Raw genomic sequence first — 17,945 nt, forward strand, 5'->3', positions numbered from 1 at the left:
TACAAAACCGTAAAGGATTAGGAGGTGGCTGTTTATTTTAAGTAATTTTTATTTATATTTAAAACCTTATAAGCCAAAATAACAAATCAATGAAAGAAAAGAAACGAAGGAGTAAAGCATGGTTCTCACGTGAAGGCAAGGATGGTTTTATATATCGTGCTTGGATGAAAAACCAAGGGATTCCCCATGATATGTTTGACGGAAGACCAGTGATTGGGATATGCAATACCTGGTCTGAATTGACACCCTGCAATGCGCATTTTAGAGACCTAGCTGAATCGGTGAAGAAAGGTGTTTTACAAGCAGGTGGTTTTCCTGTAGAATTTCCAGTGATGTCGTTAGGAGAAACTCTTATTAAGCCTACCGCAATGCTCTACCGTAATTTGGCAAGTATGGATGTGGAAGAATCTATCAGGGCTAATCCCTTGGACGGTGTTGTGTTACTTTGCGGATGTGATAAAACCACTCCTTCATTATTAATGGGAGCCTGCAGTGTAGATATACCAACTATCGTTGTTTCAGGTGGACCTATGTTAAAAGGCCATTGGCGAGGAACAGATATAGGTACGTCGGATGTTTGGAGATTTGACGCAGCCTTTAAATTGGGAGAAATTACTGAAGAGGAGTTTATTGATGCAGAAGCCTGTATGGCTCGTACACAGGGAAATTGTGCGGTTATGGGAACAGCATCTACCATGGCTACTATGATTGAAGCGCTGGGAATGAGTCTGCCAGATAATGCTACGATACCTGCGGCAGATTCGAGACGGAAGGTTTTGGCCCAGCTCTCAGGTAGGCGGATTGTAGAAATGGTAGAGGGAGATTTAAAGCCTAGTGATATACTGACTAGACAGGCTTTTGAAAATGCTATTATGGTCAATGCTGCAGTGGGAGGATCTACTAATTTTGTTATTCATTTATTAGCAATAGCCGGTAGAATTGGTGTTGATTTAACAATTGAAGACTTTGATAAATTGTCTCATAACATTCCTTTACTGGCAAATGTACAACCCTCTGGTCAATATTATGTTGAAGACCTTTATTATGCAGGGGGGATTCCAGCTGTTGTAAATGAATTAAGGGATTTTCTTCATTTAAGCACAAAAACAGTTAATGGATTATCAATAGGTATTAATAGTGAAAAAGCTTCTATTTATGATATAAATATTATCGCTTCGGTTGATAAACCCATCAAGCCTGAATCTGGAATCGCGGTATTAAAAGGTAATCTTGCACCAGAAGGTGCTGTGATAAAGCCTTCTGCTGCTTCACCACATCTGATGAAGCATCGGGGTAAAGCTGTTGTTTTCCAAACAATAGAAGATTATCACTCGAGAATTGACTTGCCTGATTTGAATGTAGACGAAAACTCGGTGTTGGTGTTGAAGAATGTTGGCCCAAAGGGATACCCTGGTATGGCTGAAGTTGGAAACATGGCTTTGCCAAAAAAAATACTCGAAAAGGGCGTAACAGATATGGTGCGTATTTCTGACGGAAGAATGAGTGGTACAGGTTTTGGAACCGTAATTTTGCACGTATCACCTGAGGCGGCTGCCGGAGGCCCCTTGGCATACGTGAAAGACGGTGATTATATAAGTGTTAACGTAGCCGATAGATCAATTGTTTTGGAAGTGAGTGACGAAGAATTGGACCGTCGTAGAGAAAATATGCCTTTGATAAATCTAGCTATAAAAAGGGGATATGTTGGTTTATACGTAACGCATGTAGAACAGGCACATTTAGGAGCTGATTTCGATTTCCTAAAAGGAGGATCTGGAAGTGCTGTTCCAAGAGATTCACATTGATTTCTTTGCAATGACTGTGATAATAATTTACTAACACAGTCATTTTGAATGACTGAAAACATGAAATTAGAATTTCATGTTTTCAACTTCTTCAGCCGTATGCTCAATTTTTTCTTTTAATTCTTTTTTGAAATTGAGGATGTTTTGAGCAAGTTGTTCATTGGAAGTAGCGAGAATCTGTGCGGCTAAAAGTCCTGCATTTTTTGCTGCATTTAGTGCCACGGTTGCTACAGGTATCCCATTCGGCATCTGTAAGATGGACAGTATGGAATCCCAACCATCTATTGAATTGGAAGACTTTACTGGCACTCCTATAACCGGCAAATGTGTGATGGATGCGACCATGCCCGGTAAATGGGCCGCTCCTCCAGCACCTGCTATAATTACTTTTATTCCCCTTGATGCAGCATTTTGAGCATAGTCAAACATGCGTTCGGGAGTTCGATGTGCAGACACTATTGAAACCTCAATGTTAACGCCTAGTTCTTTTAAAATCTTTATAGCGTCTTCCATTATTGGAAGGTCAGATTTACTACCCATAATGATTCCTACAGCAGGGTGTTGATGAGTATGCATACGTAGATTTATTTAAATGTAATGTATTTTTTTACGCAATCACTTCGATGGTTTGCTGCACCTTTCGTGCAAGCTCTATGGCCTTATCCCTATCCTCATTTACAATGGTTACGTGTCCCATTTTACGAAACGGTTTTGTAAACTTTTTACCATAAAGGTGAACATAAACACCTTCTTCTGCCAGTATCTCCTCCAGGCCTTTATAGATTGCTAACCCTTCAAATGGTGTTTCCCCCAATAGATTGATCATAACGGCATTGCTCCTTACATTAGTGTTCCCAAGAGGTAAATTGAATATGGCCCGCAGGTGCTGAGCAAATTGAGATGTAAAATTACCTTCTACAGTATGATGGCCACTGTTATGAGGCCTCGGGGCCAATTCATTTACTAATATATTACCGTCTTTGGTCAAAAACATTTCTACAGCCAATAATCCCACGATCTGCAAGTCTTCTGCTATTTTTATGGCAAGTTGTTCTGCTCGTTGTTGGATCTCAAAAGTTAACGTAGAAGGGGAGATGAGAAACTCCACCAGATTTGCTTCTTGGTTAAATTCCATTTCAACCATGGGGAAAGTCGCAACATCTCCTTTGTCGTTTCTGGCTACTATTACGGCTATCTCTTTATCAAAGTCTACCCATTGTTCCACTATACTTGGGGCATCAAACGCATCATTCAAATCTGCTTCACTTATTACTTTGTAAACACCTTTTCCATCGTAACCGTCTTTTCTAAGTTTTTGTATATAAGGAAAAGGTATTTGACACTCTCTTAGGTTGTCCTTCGATGATGCCATTTGAAAAGCTGCTGTAGGAATGTCATTTTGCTTGAAAAACTGCTTTTGAAGACCTTTATCTTGTATTAGACGGATTACCCTTGCCTGCGGGTAAACAGTTACACCCTCTTCTTCCAGTTTTTCCAAAGCATCAACATTGACTTTCTCTATTTCAATGGTAAGCATGTCTAGTTGCTTACCAAACTTATAAACGGTGTCAAAATCATCCAATGCCCCTACTTCAAATCTATTACACAATTTTTTACAAGGTGCATTTTGGTCGGGGTCGAGGACTGATACATTAACATTTAGATTGATTGCTTCTTGTATAAGCATACGTCCGAGTTGCCCCCCTCCGAGAATACCCAAACGCAAATCGCCATAAAACTCTTTTTCCATATTTATTATAGTTAAGTAATAGCCTTAACTAATATACTTTCTCTTTTTAGGTGTTAATTTTTTCGTTAATAATACTTTCTTGGCCGATCTTCTTTTGTAATTCTAAGAATGCTCCAATTAATGCTTCTGGTCTAGGGGGACATCCCTGCACATAGACATCAACAGGAATTATTTTATCTACCCCTTTTACCACATGATAGCCGTGTTGCCAATAAGGCCCTCCGCAATTGGAACATGAACCCATTGATATCACATATTTTGGTTCAGGCATTTGCTCATATAAGAGTCGTATCCTGTCCGCCATTTTAAAGGTTACCGTTCCAGCTATGATGATAACGTCTGCCTGACGTGGCGAGGCCCGAGGAAAGACTCCATATCTGTCCAAGTCATAAGTAGCCGCCATGGCACCCATCATTTCTATAGCGCAACAGGCAATTCCGAAACTGACCGGCCACATAGATGATAAACGAGCCCAGTTTAAGAGATCATCCAATTTAGCTACTACAATCCCACTTTCTGTTGTCTGTTTACTAATACTCATCGTTAAGAACCTCTTTTTATAAATTTAGGTTTAAAAGCAGGCTTCGCTGATGCCTTGGAAACGATTTGAGCATTTGCTATAGCTGCTGCTACGGAGTGAAATGATTTAACAATATAAACTTCGGTATTTATACACTCGTATACGTGAGCCGGAGTTGTACTTTTAATGACAGGTATTTTAGGTGATGGTTTTACCCAATCCAAATCGCCTTTTTTCCAAACGTAAACCAGACCAGTTATTAAAATTCCTACAAAAATAAACATTTCTGCTATGGTATACCAGCCCCATCTATTGTCTGCGGCGATAAGGTCTGCCGACCCGAAAACGGTTGTCCATGGAAAAATAAACACCATTTCCACATCGAATAATAAAAAAATAAGCGCAATAATGTAAAATCTTGAATTAAATTGTATCCACGAACTTCCTTGTGATACTTCTCCGCATTCGTAAGTGCTTTGTTTTTCTTTATTTGGTTTGTTGGGAGATATTATTTTTCCAAGAAGAAGCGTGAAAAGAACCAATAATGTGCCAATTATCAAATAGATAAAGATTTTACCGAACTCCGTTATTTGAGAACCGTCTTCCATATTTTCAAAAGTAATAAAAATTGTAGGGTTTACGGTGTTATTTATTCAAATTGATTATTTCCTGTGTTCCTGTATGTGTTTGACTATTTGCCTGGCATGTATCCTTGAGTTCTCTATAAACCAAAGATGTGTGTTCATACCACCACATACAACTCCAGCAAGATATAAGTTTGGAATATTGGTTTCCATTGTAGTCGGGTTATGTTGGGGTATAAGTAGTTCGTCTTTAGAAAGTTCAATATTTATTTTTCTCAAAAAATCAAAATCGGGCTTATAGCCTGTTAATGCCAAGACAAAATCATTTGGTATAGTGATAGGGCCTTCTGGAGTGTCTATATGCACCGAGGCTTCTTCAATTGCAGTTAGGCAACTGTTGAAATAGGCTCTTATAGATCCTTCGGAAATGCGATTGTCAATATCGGGCCTTACCCAGTATTTCACGCGTGAACTTATTTCGTTTTTTCTAACAACCATGGTTACGTGTGCTCCTTTTCTGTAAGTTTCTAAAGCCGCATCCACCGAAGAGTTACTGCTACCTATGACCACTACATGTTGATTAGCATAATAGTGCGGGTCATTATAGTAATGTTTTACTTTTGGAAGTTCTTCTCCTGGTATGTTCATGAGGTTTGGTTTGTCATAAAAACCAGTTGCAATGATAACACTTTTCGCTTTGTAAGCACTTTTTGTGGTTTGTATCGAAAAATAATAGTCTGTTTTTTTAACAGCTACTACTTGCTCGAACAATTTTACATTTAGCTGAAATTGCTGTTGTATTCTTCTGTAATATTCTAAGGCTTCCAGGCGCTTAGGCTTTGGGTTGACGGACACAAAAGGGATGTCACCAATTTCCAGTTTCTCAGAAGTGGAAAAAAAAGTCATATGCTGAGGGTAATTGAAGAGGGAGTTAACCAAACAACCCTTTTCAAGGACCAAGTAACTGAGTTGAGCTTTTTTTGCTTCTATTGCACAGGCTAGTCCGATGGGTCCTCCGCCAACAACGGCAATGTCAAGTATATCCATGAAAAAAAGTCAATAAATAGCAAACTTAGATAAATGTTAATGATTTTGGTATTCAAGCGACCTTCGCAAGTAAGTGAAAGTTTTCCAAGAGAGCACATAAAAGAAAATGATCAGTATCTCTTCTCTACTGAAACCGAATGATTTTTTACTAGCATCAAATCTTGGTGCTAGTAAAAAATTAATATGCTATGCAGGCGTACTGCTTGAATTTGTAAATAATAGTTATTTCCCTGCTGCTTTGGCGTGGTCTGCTAAAAATTGTGCTAGTCCACTATCTGTAAGCGGATGTTTCAATAGGGCTAAAATTGCGGATAACGGTCCTGTCATGACATCGGCACCTATCTTTGCGCATTCCAGAATATGTATAGTATGACGAATAGATGCCGCTAATATTTGCGTTTCAAAAGCATAGTTATCGTATATTAGTCGTATGTCTTCTATGAGCGCTAAACCATCTGTAGAAATGTCGTCCAAGCGCCCAATGAATGGCGAAACGTATGTGGCTCCAGCTTTTGCTGCTAAAAGAGCTTGCCCGGCAGAAAAAACCAATGTGCAGTTGGTTTTGATTCCTTCGCTGGTAAAAAATTTGATTGCCTTTACGCCTTCCTTAATCATAGGTACCTTAACAACGATCTTGTCATTTAGCTTAGCAAGTTCACGGCCTTCTTTAATGATATTGTCATAATCGGTACTGATCACTTCTGCACTAACATCCCCATCGACTATATCGCAAATAGCTTTATAGTGATTAGTTACTTGCTCATTGCCGCTGATGCCTTCTTTAGCCATCAAACTTGGATTAGTAGTAACGCCATCAAGCACACCTAGATCTTGGGCTTCTTTAATTTGGCGGAGATTGGCAGTATCTATAAAAAATTTCATAAAAATTAGCTGTTAAATTTGGATATTTGATTACTACAAAAGTAACCATTATTTACAATTTTATAAACACAGAAAAACAAAATGAGGGAAATAAAAAAAGGGCAAGCCCCTTTTATCGCACCGCTCAACCTCTTACCCTTGCTGTGTTCCCACCCTGGGGGAGTTCAAAGGGAGCTGGTCGTAAAAGACTTACCCGTGGCAAAAGTAGAAAAAAATGTTAAATTAGTACTATAATTTTTATACTTTGTTGTAGTAGCTTGGTAATCAATGTATTTTTTTATAACCAGTTACTCGAGTAGTTGCATAATAACAAAGAAGAATAAGCTCTTAGATGTGTTTATGATTTTTTTAAGTATATTGTGTTATTGTGAGTATTTATTCAAGCTTTTACTGAAAAAAATAATAAAAAATTAATTTTGTCGATAATAAATATTATTTTAGCAATCTATTTAAACTAAGCAATAATAATGACAGTTGAAGATATGGAAGAACAGGGATTATATCGCTCTGATTTCGAGCACGATGCATGTGGGGTTGGATTTGTAGCTCATTTAAAAGGAGTGAAAAGTCACCGCCAAGTTCAGGATGCGTTGACTATGTTGGAGAATATGGAACACAGAGGTGCTTGTGGTTGCGATGAGGAAAGTGGAGATGGGGCTGGTATCATGATTCAGTTGCCCCATGAATTTTTATGGGACGAATGTAATAAATTGGATATTAGATTGGGAGAGCCTGGTTATTACGGTGTGGGAATGACCTTTTTGCCAAAGGATCCGATTTTAAATCAGCAGTGCCGCGCGTTGATAGAGGTGGCTGCGGCACAGTTAAACTTAACTTTTTTAGGTTTGAGAGAGGTGCCGATTACCTCAGAGGGTGTAGGAGTGACCGCTTTAAGTGCCGAGCCTAACATTGTTCAATTCTTTATCGACAGACCGAAAGGGATTCGTAATACGGAAGACTTTGACCGTAAATTATATGTTCTAAGGAGGTTGATCGTTAAAAAAGTCAAGGAGGAGCTTCCGGAGGTTAAAGAACAATTATACATTCCGTCGCTTTCGAGTAAAACAATCATCTATAAAGGTCAGCTGACTACTTATCAAGTGCGATCTTATTTTAACGATTTATCAGATGAGCGTGTGGTGTCTGCTTTCGGTTTAGTTCATTCCCGGTTCTCTACTAATACCTTTCCTTCGTGGAAACTTGCCCAACCCTTCAGAATTGTGGCCCACAATGGAGAGATTAATACATTGACCGGTAATCTTAATCGTTTTTATGCGGGACTTAGATCAATTTCTTCTCCATACTTTACCGACGAAGAGCTTGATATATTACTACCTATCGTGGATCCTGGTTTGTCTGATTCTGCGTCGTTAGATAACGTTGTGGAGTTGCTGTTACATAGCGGGCGATCGTTACCACATGTTATGCTAATGTTGGTTCCGGAAGCATGGGATGGAAATAGTGCTATGGACCCCTTGAGAAAAGTGTTCTACGAATATCATGCAACTATTATGGAGCCGTGGGACGGTCCTGCTGCGCTTTGTTTTACTAATGGAAGAACCATTGGAGCGATGCTAGATCGTAATGGTTTAAGACCTTTGAGATATGCAGTCACCGAAGATGATAGAGTTGTAGTCGCTTCTGAGGCTGGTGCATTGCCAATTGAGGAGGGAATAGTTATCAGAAAGGGAAGGCAACAGCCAGGGAAAATCTTCTTGGTGGATATGGATAAAGGAGAGATATTAAGTGATGCCGATATTAAACATGAACTTGCCAGTAAGCAGCCTTATGGAGAGTGGCTGGAAAAGTATAAAATAAATATAAAAGACCTTGCTGAACCACGAGTAACCTTTACTTATCTTTCAAAAGAATCGGTGTTCAGGTATCAACAGATTTTTGGATATTCAAGGGAAGACATTGAGGGGATTTTGATACCCATGGCCTTGGAAGGTAAAGAACCTATTGGATCGATGGGAACCGATGTTCCCTTGGCAGTGTTATCTGAACACCCCCAACATTTAAGTAGTTACTTCAAGCAATATTTTGCACAGGTTACCAACCCACCTATTGATCCTATCAGGGAGCGTTTGGTGATGAGTTTGTCAACTTTTATTGGTAACTCTGGTAATATACTTGACGAAGACAAAATGCATTGTCATTGTGTAGCACTAGAGCATCCGATTGTAACTAGCAGAGATTTAGAAAAACTTCGTAGCATCGATACAGGTATTTTTCAGGCTAAAACAATACAAACTTATTTCAAAGCAGATGGAAGTGAAGGAGCTCTTGAAGAAGGACTGGCTCGTTTGTGCCGTTATGCGGAAGATGCCGTGCGCGACGGTTTTGAAGTACTTATATTATCAGACCGGGCTATAGACTCACAACATGCCGCAATCCCGTCGTTATTGGCTGTTTCAGCTGTCCATCATCATTTAATAAAAACTGGATATAGAGGTGCTGTTGGACTGGTAGTTGAAGCAGGTGATGCTTGGGAGGTTCATCATTTCGCCTGTTTGTTGGCATTTGGCGCCACTGCTATTAACCCTTATATGGCCTTAGCCTCTATTAGAACACTTAAAGAAGAAGGTGTAATTGAAACTCCGTTAAGCTGGCCCGAGCTGTCTAAAAATTATGTTAAAGCTATTTGCAACGGCCTTTTGAAGATATTTTCTAAAATGGGTATTTCCACACTTCAATCGTATAATGGTGCGCAGATATTTGAAGTGCTTGGCATCAGCAAAGAGGTGGTGGACAATTATTTTTGCGGAGCTGTATCTAGGATCGGTGGTTTGAGTTTGGATGATATTGCGAGAGAAGTGCTCAGTAAACATAATAGAGGGTTTAAAAATAATAAGCGAAATACTTTATTGCCTGAAGGAGGGGTTTACCAATGGCGCAGGAGAGGAGAGGCGCACTTGTTTAACCCTACAACTGTGCATTTACTTCAACAAGCTTGTCGAACCGATAACTATGAAATATATAAGCAGTATGCAGAACATATAAACAACCAGAAAGAACGTATGTATACGTTGAGAGGATTGTTCGATTTTGCAAAACATCGTGCTTCGATCCCTTTAGAAGAAGTTGAGCCGGCGGAGAATATCATGAAACGCTTTGCTACAGGAGCGATGTCTTTTGGTTCAATATCTCATGAAGCGCATAGTACGTTGGCTATCGCTATGAATCGTATAGGAGGGAAAAGTAATACAGGTGAAGGAGGAGAGGATGAAATTAGGTACAAACCATTACCCAATGGTGATTCCATGCGTTCGGCAATCAAACAAATTGCCTCTGCTCGCTTTGGTGTTACTTCTCACTACCTATCGCAAGCTGATGAACTGCAAATTAAAATGGCTCAAGGAGCAAAACCCGGGGAAGGGGGGCAACTTCCAGGTCATAAAGTTGATGAGTGGATTGCTAGGGTAAGACACGCTACACCTGGAGTTGGATTGATTTCGCCGCCACCACATCATGATATTTATTCAATTGAGGATTTAAAACAGCTTATTTTTGACTTAAAGAATGCAAATCGTACCGCTCGTATAAATGTAAAGCTAGTATCAAAGGCCGGCGTGGGGACTATCGCGGCCGGTGTGGCTAAGGCTCATGCCGATGTTATATTGATTGCAGGCTACGATGGAGGTACCGGTGCTTCTCCTATCAGCTCTATAAAACATGCTGGCCTGCCTTGGGAACTTGGTTTGGCAGAGGCACAACAAACGTTAGTGAAGAATCAGTTACGAAGCAGAGTCGTTCTTCAGGCAGACGGTCAGTTGAAGACCGGCAGAGACCTGGCGATAGCGGCTTTGCTGGGTGCAGAAGAATGGGGCGTTGCTACTGCTGCGTTGGTAGCAGGTGGTTGTATAATGATGCGTAAATGTCATCTCAATACTTGCCCTGTTGGAGTAGCTACACAAGATCCGGAACTGCGTAAGCTGTTTACAGGAAAACCAGACGATGTGGTTAATCTCTTTAGATTTTTAGCGGAAGAGCTGAGGGAAATAATGGCTGGCCTTGGTTTTCGGACAATCAATGAGATGGTCGGCAGAACGCAGTTTTTGAAAGTAAGAGAAGATCTCGATCATTGGAAAGTAAACAAGTTGGATTTATCAGCTATTTTATATGCCGCGCAGAATCCTTCAGGGCAGAGTTTGTACCAAACAGAATCACAAGATCACGGTATGGATATGATACTCGATTGGGGGATGTTGAAGCAAGCTGCCAAAGCCTTAGAAAGCAAAACACCAGTATTCGGAACCTTTAATGTAAAGAATACTGATCGTACCATTGGAACATTACTATCTAATGAAGTTTCCAAAATATATGCTTCAGAGGGACTACCGGATAATACCATTAATTTTAAATTCATAGGATCAGCTGGACAGAGTTTTGGAGCATTTGCCGCCAAAGGCTTGTCTTTTGAATTGGAAGGAGAAGCTAATGATTATGTAGGAAAAGGTCTTTCGGGGGCCCAGTTAGCTATTTATCCAGCCGCTGGAAGTAAACTTGTGCCACATGAAAATATTATTATAGGTAATGTGGCATTATATGGTGCGACTTCTGGTCATCTGTTTGTCTGTGGACAGGCAGGGGAACGGTTTGCTGTTCGTAACTCAGGCGCTACTACAGTAGTGGAAGGAGTGGGCGATCACGGTTGTGAGTATATGACTGGAGGTAGAGCGTTGATACTTGGCGAAACCGGAAGGAATTTTGCAGCAGGAATGAGCGGTGGGATCGCCTGGGTTTACAACTCTAGTGGCACTTTTAAAGACAGATGTAATCTAGAGATGGTTGATCTGGATCCTCTTGAAACAGAAGATGAAACGCAAATCATCAATCTACTGAAGAGGCACATCAATTTGACAAATAGTAAGCTTGCTTCCAATATTTTAAGTAATTGGAAAAATGAAAAAGACCTGTTTGTAAAAGTATTCCCGAAAGAGTATAAAAAAGTTTTACAGGCAAAATTAGTTGAGGCATAAAAATATTTAGGAAAGAGAAATGGGAAAAGTAACTGGCTTTAAAGAGTTTAAAAGACAGCTTCCATCCAAGGATGCTCCAAAAGATAGACTCAAAAATTATAATGAATTTGTACGTAGTTATACCGATGAGGAGCTAAATACACAAGCAGCACGCTGCATGGATTGTGGCATTCCATTTTGCCACTCAGGATGTCCGTTAGGTAATGTAATACCTGAATTTAATGATGCCGTCTACGACGGGAAATGGGAAGAAGCGTTTGAGATACTGTCGTCCACGAATAACTTTCCGGAATTTACCGGACGCATCTGCCCTGCACCATGCGAATCTGCGTGTGTGTTGGGAATTAATCGTTCGCCGGTAGCAATTGAAGAAATTGAAAAGCATATAGCGGAGATAGCTTATCAAAAAGGCTTTGCCAAGGCAAAACCTGTATCAGTTAAAACAGGAAAAACTGTTGTAGTGGTAGGTTCCGGGCCTGCGGGTTTAGCCGCCGCCGCGCAGTTGTCAAAGGCAGGGCATGAGGTTACGGTTTTTGAGAGAGACGATAAACCTGGCGGCCTATTACGCTATGGTATTCCAGATTTTAAATTAGAGAAATGGGTTATTGACAGACGTGTTGAGCTGATGAAACAAGAAGGCGTTGTTTTTAAGTGTAATGCTGAGGTCGGCTTTAACGTTCCCACGGAAGAGCTAAAGTCTTTTGATGCTGTGGTATTAACTGGAGGATCTACCGTTCCAAGAAATTTAAATATCCCTGGACGTGAATTAAAAGGTGTTCATTTTGCAATGGAGTTTCTCAAACAACAGAATAAACGCGTGGGTAATTCTACTTTTGAGGAAGAAGATATTCATGCGAGAGGAAAAAATGTTCTGGTAATAGGTGGGGGCGATACCGGCTCAGATTGTGTGGGGACTTCCAATAGACATGGAGCAGCCTCTGTTACGCAGTTTGAATTAATGCCTAAACCTCCCGATCAGCGTAGCGAAGCTATGCCGTGGCCAACTTATCCTATGTTATTGAAAACAACAACATCACACGAGGAAGGGTGTAAACGCTTTTGGAGTATCAATACAAAATCATTCATAGGAGATGATAATGGTAATCTGAAGGGAGCCCTGGTGGTCGATCTTGAATGGGAAACCGATGCTATGGGACGTCCAGTGAAGTTTAACGAAGTGGCTGGTTCTGAGAGAGAAATACCTTGTGAGCTCGTTCTTTTGGCTATGGGATTTTTGCACCCGCAACATGAAGGATTACTCAAGGAATTAGGGATTGAATTAGATGTAAGGGGGAATGTGAAAGCCTCTGAGAGAGCTTATAGAACAAGCCAAGACCATATTTTTGTCGCTGGGGATATGAGGAGAGGACAATCACTGGTAGTTTGGGCAATATCGGAGGGCAGAGAGTGCGCTCGTAAAGTGGATGAATACCTCATGGGCTATTCTTCATTAGAAAGTAAAGATGTAATAGTAGAACATGATATCGTATAGCTTCTGCTAATGCTAATTGAAATTGCGGCAGGCGCTATTGTTGTCTGCCGCTTTTTAATTTCAGCTTAGAATAAAAATCCCAGAGTAGAATACCTGCAGATATTACAATATTAAATGAATGTTTTGTGCCAAATTGAGGAATCTCGATACAGGTGTCAACCATTTTCATAGCTTCTTCGGAGACACCGTTTACTTCATTTCCAAAAATCAATGCATATTGTTCTTCTTGCTCCGGATTGAAGTCGTGTAACATAGAGCTCCCTTCTGCCTGTTCAATTGCAATAATTTTTTTACCTTCTTTCTTTATTAAGGTAAGTGCATCTACGATATTTTCCATGTATATCCACTCCATGGACTGTGTAGCGCCTAAAGCCGTTTTTTCAATATCTCTATGTGGTGGCTTACCTGTTATACCACACAAAATGATCCGTTCAACAGCAAAACCATCTGCTGTTCTAAATACTGAACCAACGTTGTGCAGACTTCTAACACTGTCTAATACCACAGTAATAGGCAACTTTTCCAATTGTTTAAATTCTTCAACCGATGCCCTTGAAAGCTCTTGCATTGCCAATTTGCGCATATATATTGGATTAGGTGTAAGCGTTTACAAACAAAAAAGACCTGAAAGTATATTTTTCAGGTCTATGCTCTATAAAATGATATCGTTAAGATATACTTATTTATTTATTGTTGGTGGCCAATTTATTCAAAATTTCATTGTTTTTGGCAATTTGGCTTGCTCCAGATTCTTTGGATCTGTCTCCAACTTCAATATTACGTCCTAATTTCAGGAACTGTACCTCAAGACGAGATACTGTTTTATTTCTTCTATCTTTTCTTTTTAAGCGTGTAACTCCCATGGTTGTTGTACTTTTAATAATTTTTTGATGAGGTCGGAAGCGGATTCGAACCGCTGTAGGAGCTTTTGCAGAGCTCAGCCTAGCCACTCGGCCATCCGACCCTTTTCCCTTCTAAAGGCATGCAAAATTAGTAAAATAATATTGTTTTACTAATTTTTTTCAAATTTTATGTGGACTTATTCTCTCCGCCTTATCTCTGAACAACATATGGCGGTAGATAATGCAACGTTCAGCGACTCTGCGCTTCCGTATCGCGGAATAGTTATACCGATAGTATTGTTCGGTAATAAGTTTTGATTGATACCACTTCCTTCATTTCCAAGTAATATCACTCCCTCGTTGCCAAAATCGGTTTTATAGATGGATTGACCTGTTAATAATGTTGCGTAGACGGGTACGTTGATGTTGGATAAAAAGCTTGTCAGATTGGTATATACGACCGAAACATGAGCTAAGGATCCCATGGTGGCTTGCACAACCTTGGGGTTGAATATATCAACGGTGTTTTCTGAACATATTATCTTATGTATGCCGAACCAATCGGCTGTTCGTATAATGGTACCCATATTTCCCGGATCTTGAATAGTGTCTAAAACCAAAGTGAAATTGCCACTTAATTGATTGTAATTGATAGGTTCATCAGAGGGTATTTCAACGAGCGCAAGTATACCTTGAGGAGTTTTAACGGTGCTTATAGCGGCTAATTCTCTCTCAGTTATCGTATTTAGTTTTACATTTTTCAAAAAAATGTCGATTTTTGGCCCTAGGTTTGAAGAATGGAAAATATGATGGACAGTATAATCTGATTGCAGAAATTCCGTTATGGACTTAATACCTTCAACAATAAAAAGTCCGTGTTCTTTTCTGAACTTTTTATGGTGTAATGATTTAATAAATTGAAGCTGAGACTTTGGGAGCATCACGATTGTTTAACTTATTTTTATTTGCAATTATAACGTTTTTGTTGCTATTTACCTCATCTTGTCGGTCTACAAGACTATTAAGCGATGATCAGGCACTAGTTACAAAAATCAAGTTAAATGGGGTGAATAAAGAGTTTAAAGACCAAGCGGAAGAATATATACAGCGTGATATCAGACCTAATTCATCTATTAACTTATTCATCTACAATTTTGCAAACAGTAAAGGGGGTAAATACAGAACTGATAAAGTTAGAAACGTAGGGGAGCCTCCCAGCTTGCTCGATAGTTCGCTGGTTGAAATTTCTAGAATGCAAATTCAGCGATTTTTAGCAGCCAAAGGATACTTTAACGCCAGGGTGCAAAGTAGCATATACAAAAAAAGAAAAAAAGCCCATGTGGTATTTGATGTTCAGCAAGGGGGTGTATTTCGTGTTAGAAACATCGAGAAAGAAATTGTAGATCGTAAAGTTGATGAAATCTATGACGCGTATTCCAACTATTATTCTTCTTTAAAAAGTGGGATGCGTTTTGATGCAGATTCGTTGGCCAAAGAACGCGAAACGATTTATAATTTAATGAAACGTAAGGGCTACTACGATTATGTGAGACAGTATGTACGGTTTGAAGTAGATACTAATTTAAATACTAGTCAGGCCGACCTCCGTCTTTTTATTGATAATCCTGAAGATAGGGAAGCTCATGCTGTTTTCGAAATAGATAGTAGCTATGTGGTCATCAAGGACAGTGAAGGTGAATATGGCGATAGTTTAGCAAATAAAAGCATTCTGCCCGGAGCGCTAGTTATCGATGACTTTTCAGGACGGTTTAAGGCAAAGACCTTAGCGCGTTATATCTACCCTAGGAGGGGGGATGTTTTTGATATAGATCGGGAGAACCTAACTTATGACAGACTGTATGAGCTGAACAGCTTCCGAGGAGTTAGAACAACCTACAAGAAGAAAGATTCTACGAGTCTCATCGTTAACTATGAACTCATTCCACTAAAAAGAATGGCTAACCGAGTAGAAGGAGAATATACTTTTGCATCGGGTAGAAGCGGATTCAATATTGGAAATACTTATACCAATAGAAATCTATTTGGAGGATCCGAGCATTTAGAGATTAAGGCTCGATATGGCGTGTTGTTCGATCCACGTTTAAGTGGCCCCCTTTGGAATAAGGTATGGAATAGAGACTTTCAGTTTGGGGCAAATCTTACTATTCCTCGTCTGATTGTTCCCTTCCGGATACCAGTAATGGGAAAAAACGGTATGCCTCACACCATTTTTTCGACAAATTGGCAAATATTTGACCAGTTAAATACTTATAGCAATAGGTATGTTATTAATTCAGTATCCTATAATTGGTACGACACCCGATATAAATTGCATAGCGTTACACCGTTGGCGTTAGAATATCGATTGGGAAGGTTGGATCCTATCTTTCGAGATACCCTTCAAAGTTCGGGTTATGAGCTTTACGTTCAAAGTAATGACCGAGCCTATTTTGGTATTGGAAGTCAGTATGCCTATACCTATAATACATTGCGCCTTACCACTTACGATAATTTTTTGTTCTTTAGAGGCGCTTTGGATTTAAGCGGAAACACGTTGAATCTTCTGAGCAAGATCATAAACTTTAAAAAGAATGACATCGGACAGAATACGGTTTTGAATGTGCCGTATCTACAATATGTAAAAGCAGAAGTTGATTTTAGAGTGTATCGGCACTTAGGAGGAGAAAGACAATTTGTTGGAAGAATAAATTCAGGGGTAGGTGTTCCATTTGGTAACAATCAGGAATTCTTGATCTTTGAAAAGCAATTTTTCGGTGGAGGGATGAATGATATACGGGCATGGCAAGCTCGGACACTTGGACCCGGAAATTATAATAGAGCTGTGCTATCTGACGAATTGAGATCGAGACTTAGAAATTTAGACCAGTTAGGTGAAATAAAGATCACGGGAAACCTTGAATATAGATTTAAAGTGTTAAATAGTTTTTTTGGAGCGAAACTGAAAGGCGCAACGTTTGCTGACTTTGGTAATATTTGGCGACTGAGGGAGGCAGAGGAAAATCCGGGAGGAGAATTTAAACTTGATAAATTTCTGGGGCAGATAGCTATTGGAGCGGGGGCAGGGTTACGGTTTGACCTGGATTATTTTGTGTTCCGTTTTGATGCGGGCGTTAAAGTCAAGGATCCGCAGTTTGAAGGTGAGAAACAGTGGGTGATAACTGAACTTTTTAATAGTAGGGAGTTTAAAGATAGTTATCTTCAGTCAAATAATCCAGACCGCTATAACTTTATTCAATACAATTTTGGAATAGGCATGCCTTTTTAGAAAACTATATTGCGTATACCGTGGTATATGGTCTCAAATATACCTTCAAAACTCAATCCCTTATTGTAATTAAAGTAAGCAATGGCGAGCAATGCAATAAGAGCAATTAAAAGAAGACGTTTGTAAATGCTTGCAATAATGATAATGCAAAGTGGAACAATCAACAACAACATCCAGTTTATTTTTATCGGTTTGAGACCGTCATCACTTTTGACTACATAGTATAATTTGGTGTGTATGCCATTCTGATTTTGATGTTTAAGAAAAACAAAAGAAGATTTATCAATCTCCTGTGGGGCTATTGCGACGCCATCAGTAAATACTAATGCTTGTTTAAAACCATTAATAGTGAAATTGAACGTACCGCTTATCCGATCGCTAGGCTGATCAGAAGAGTCGCAGGCAATAATCGCCAATTTATCGTTCTTGATTAAGTTCTCTTTAATAATAAAATTATCGAGTGCATATTTTGAGCCTTTTGCATGACTGTAGAGCGTGAGTGTCGACAGTAAAATCAAATGAAAAATAAAACACCTAGTTGTTGGCTTCATGAGGGCGTCACTTTATAAATTCTTCTGACATATATTAACGGCAGTACCAAACCTACTAAAAACTGCGCTAATATAGTTAAGCGGCAAAAAAAATAAAACTTTTCTTATCAAAACCATTCGGCGCTGTTTAGATTGTGTAAAAATTTCAAAAAATCAGCTGTTCAATATACTACTAATACTATATACTTTATATATTTGCTCCTT

At 39.5% G+C, this 17,945-nt stretch carries 14 protein-coding genes, 1 tRNA gene and 1 other RNA gene; 4 read left to right on the forward strand and 12 right to left on the reverse strand.

All coding sequences use genetic code 11. From position 1 onward, the window contains the following. Positions 1–89: 89 nt before the first annotated feature. Positions 90–1,805 carry an IlvD/Edd family dehydratase gene (locus H8S90_RS16895; RefSeq protein ID WP_187339033.1) on the forward strand — a complete coding sequence of 572 codons (1,716 nt, stop codon included), beginning with the start codon at positions 90–92 and terminating at the stop codon, positions 1,803–1,805. A 66-nt stretch (positions 1,806–1,871) separates the two neighbouring features. Here the strand turns inward: H8S90_RS16895 and purE are convergent, their stop codons facing one another. The 7 genes from purE to ffs form a co-directional block, all read right to left on the reverse strand. Further along, a complete protein-coding gene (gene purE / locus H8S90_RS16900; RefSeq protein WP_187339034.1) occupies positions 1,872–2,381 on the reverse strand; it encodes a 5-(carboxyamino)imidazole ribonucleotide mutase in 510 nt (169 codons plus the stop codon). 31 nt (positions 2,382–2,412) lie between these two features. Then, positions 2,413–3,555 (reverse strand): 5-(carboxyamino)imidazole ribonucleotide synthase, encoded by a 1,143-nt coding sequence (locus tag H8S90_RS16905; RefSeq protein ID WP_187339035.1) that lies wholly within the window; start codon positions 3,553–3,555, stop codon positions 2,413–2,415. A gap of 46 nt (positions 3,556–3,601) precedes the next feature. Beyond that, the gene (locus tag H8S90_RS16910; RefSeq protein WP_187339036.1) at positions 3,602–4,096 is read right to left on the reverse strand and encodes an NADH-quinone oxidoreductase subunit B; all 495 of its coding nucleotides are present in this window, start codon (positions 4,094–4,096) and stop codon (positions 3,602–3,604) included. Positions 4,097–4,098: 2 nt separating this feature from the next. Next, positions 4,099–4,683, reverse strand: a complete 585-nt coding sequence (locus H8S90_RS16915) for an NADH-quinone oxidoreductase subunit A (protein WP_187339037.1) — start codon at positions 4,681–4,683, stop codon at positions 4,099–4,101. 54 nt (positions 4,684–4,737) lie between these two features. Further along, complete coding sequence (locus H8S90_RS16920) at positions 4,738–5,706, reverse strand: YpdA family putative bacillithiol disulfide reductase (RefSeq protein ID WP_187339038.1); 969 nt, start codon at positions 5,704–5,706, stop codon at positions 4,738–4,740. 222 nt (positions 5,707–5,928) lie between these two features. Next, the gene (gene fsa / locus H8S90_RS16925) at positions 5,929–6,588 is read right to left on the reverse strand and encodes a fructose-6-phosphate aldolase (RefSeq protein ID WP_187339039.1); all 660 of its coding nucleotides are present in this window, start codon (positions 6,586–6,588) and stop codon (positions 5,929–5,931) included. 96 nt (positions 6,589–6,684) lie between these two features. Further along, positions 6,685–6,783, reverse strand: an RNA gene (ffs, locus tag H8S90_RS16930) — signal recognition particle sRNA small type. 272 nt (positions 6,784–7,055) lie between these two features. Here ffs and gltB point away from each other — a divergent pair. Together gltB and H8S90_RS16940 are read left to right on the forward strand one after the other, a co-directional pair. After that, positions 7,056–11,570 carry a glutamate synthase large subunit gene (gltB, locus tag H8S90_RS16935; RefSeq protein ID WP_187339040.1) on the forward strand — a complete coding sequence of 1,505 codons (4,515 nt, stop codon included), beginning with the start codon at positions 7,056–7,058 and terminating at the stop codon, positions 11,568–11,570. Positions 11,571–11,589: 19 nt separating this feature from the next. Continuing rightward, on the forward strand, positions 11,590–13,062 hold the full coding sequence (locus H8S90_RS16940) for a glutamate synthase subunit beta (protein WP_187339041.1): 1,473 nt from the start codon (positions 11,590–11,592) through the stop codon (positions 13,060–13,062). A gap of 34 nt (positions 13,063–13,096) precedes the next feature. On the opposite strand, the gene H8S90_RS16945 is transcribed toward H8S90_RS16940, so the two are convergent. The 4 genes from H8S90_RS16945 to H8S90_RS16960 all read right to left on the reverse strand — a co-directional run bounded on the left by H8S90_RS16945 (position 13,097) and on the right by H8S90_RS16960 (position 14,845). Continuing rightward, positions 13,097–13,645 (reverse strand): RNA methyltransferase, encoded by a 549-nt coding sequence (locus H8S90_RS16945; RefSeq protein ID WP_187339042.1) that lies wholly within the window; start codon positions 13,643–13,645, stop codon positions 13,097–13,099. A 100-nt stretch (positions 13,646–13,745) separates the two neighbouring features. Continuing rightward, positions 13,746–13,925 carry a spore protein gene (locus tag H8S90_RS16950; RefSeq protein WP_187339043.1) on the reverse strand — a complete coding sequence of 60 codons (180 nt, stop codon included), beginning with the start codon at positions 13,923–13,925 and terminating at the stop codon, positions 13,746–13,748. 30 nt (positions 13,926–13,955) lie between these two features. Continuing rightward, positions 13,956–14,026, reverse strand: a tRNA-Cys gene (locus H8S90_RS16955). Between the two features lie 75 nt (positions 14,027–14,101). Beyond that, positions 14,102–14,845, reverse strand: coding sequence for an RNA methyltransferase (locus tag H8S90_RS16960; protein ID WP_187339044.1), 744 nt, complete (start codon positions 14,843–14,845; stop codon positions 14,102–14,104). 125 nt (positions 14,846–14,970) lie between these two features. Between H8S90_RS16960 and H8S90_RS16965 the strand changes: the two genes are divergently transcribed. After that, positions 14,971–17,190, forward strand: a complete 2,220-nt coding sequence (locus H8S90_RS16965; protein ID WP_255501639.1) for a BamA/TamA family outer membrane protein — start codon at positions 14,971–14,973, stop codon at positions 17,188–17,190. Here the strand turns inward: H8S90_RS16965 and H8S90_RS16970 are convergent. Further along, positions 17,187–17,741 (reverse strand): hypothetical protein, encoded by a 555-nt coding sequence (locus H8S90_RS16970; protein ID WP_187339045.1) that lies wholly within the window; start codon positions 17,739–17,741, stop codon positions 17,187–17,189. The genes H8S90_RS16965 and H8S90_RS16970 overlap by 4 nt on opposite strands. Positions 17,742–17,945: the final 204 nt, after the last annotated feature.

This window comes from Olivibacter sp. SDN3, from assembly GCF_014334135.1.
In the GTDB taxonomy this organism is placed as follows: Bacteria; Bacteroidota; Bacteroidia; order Sphingobacteriales; family Sphingobacteriaceae; genus Olivibacter.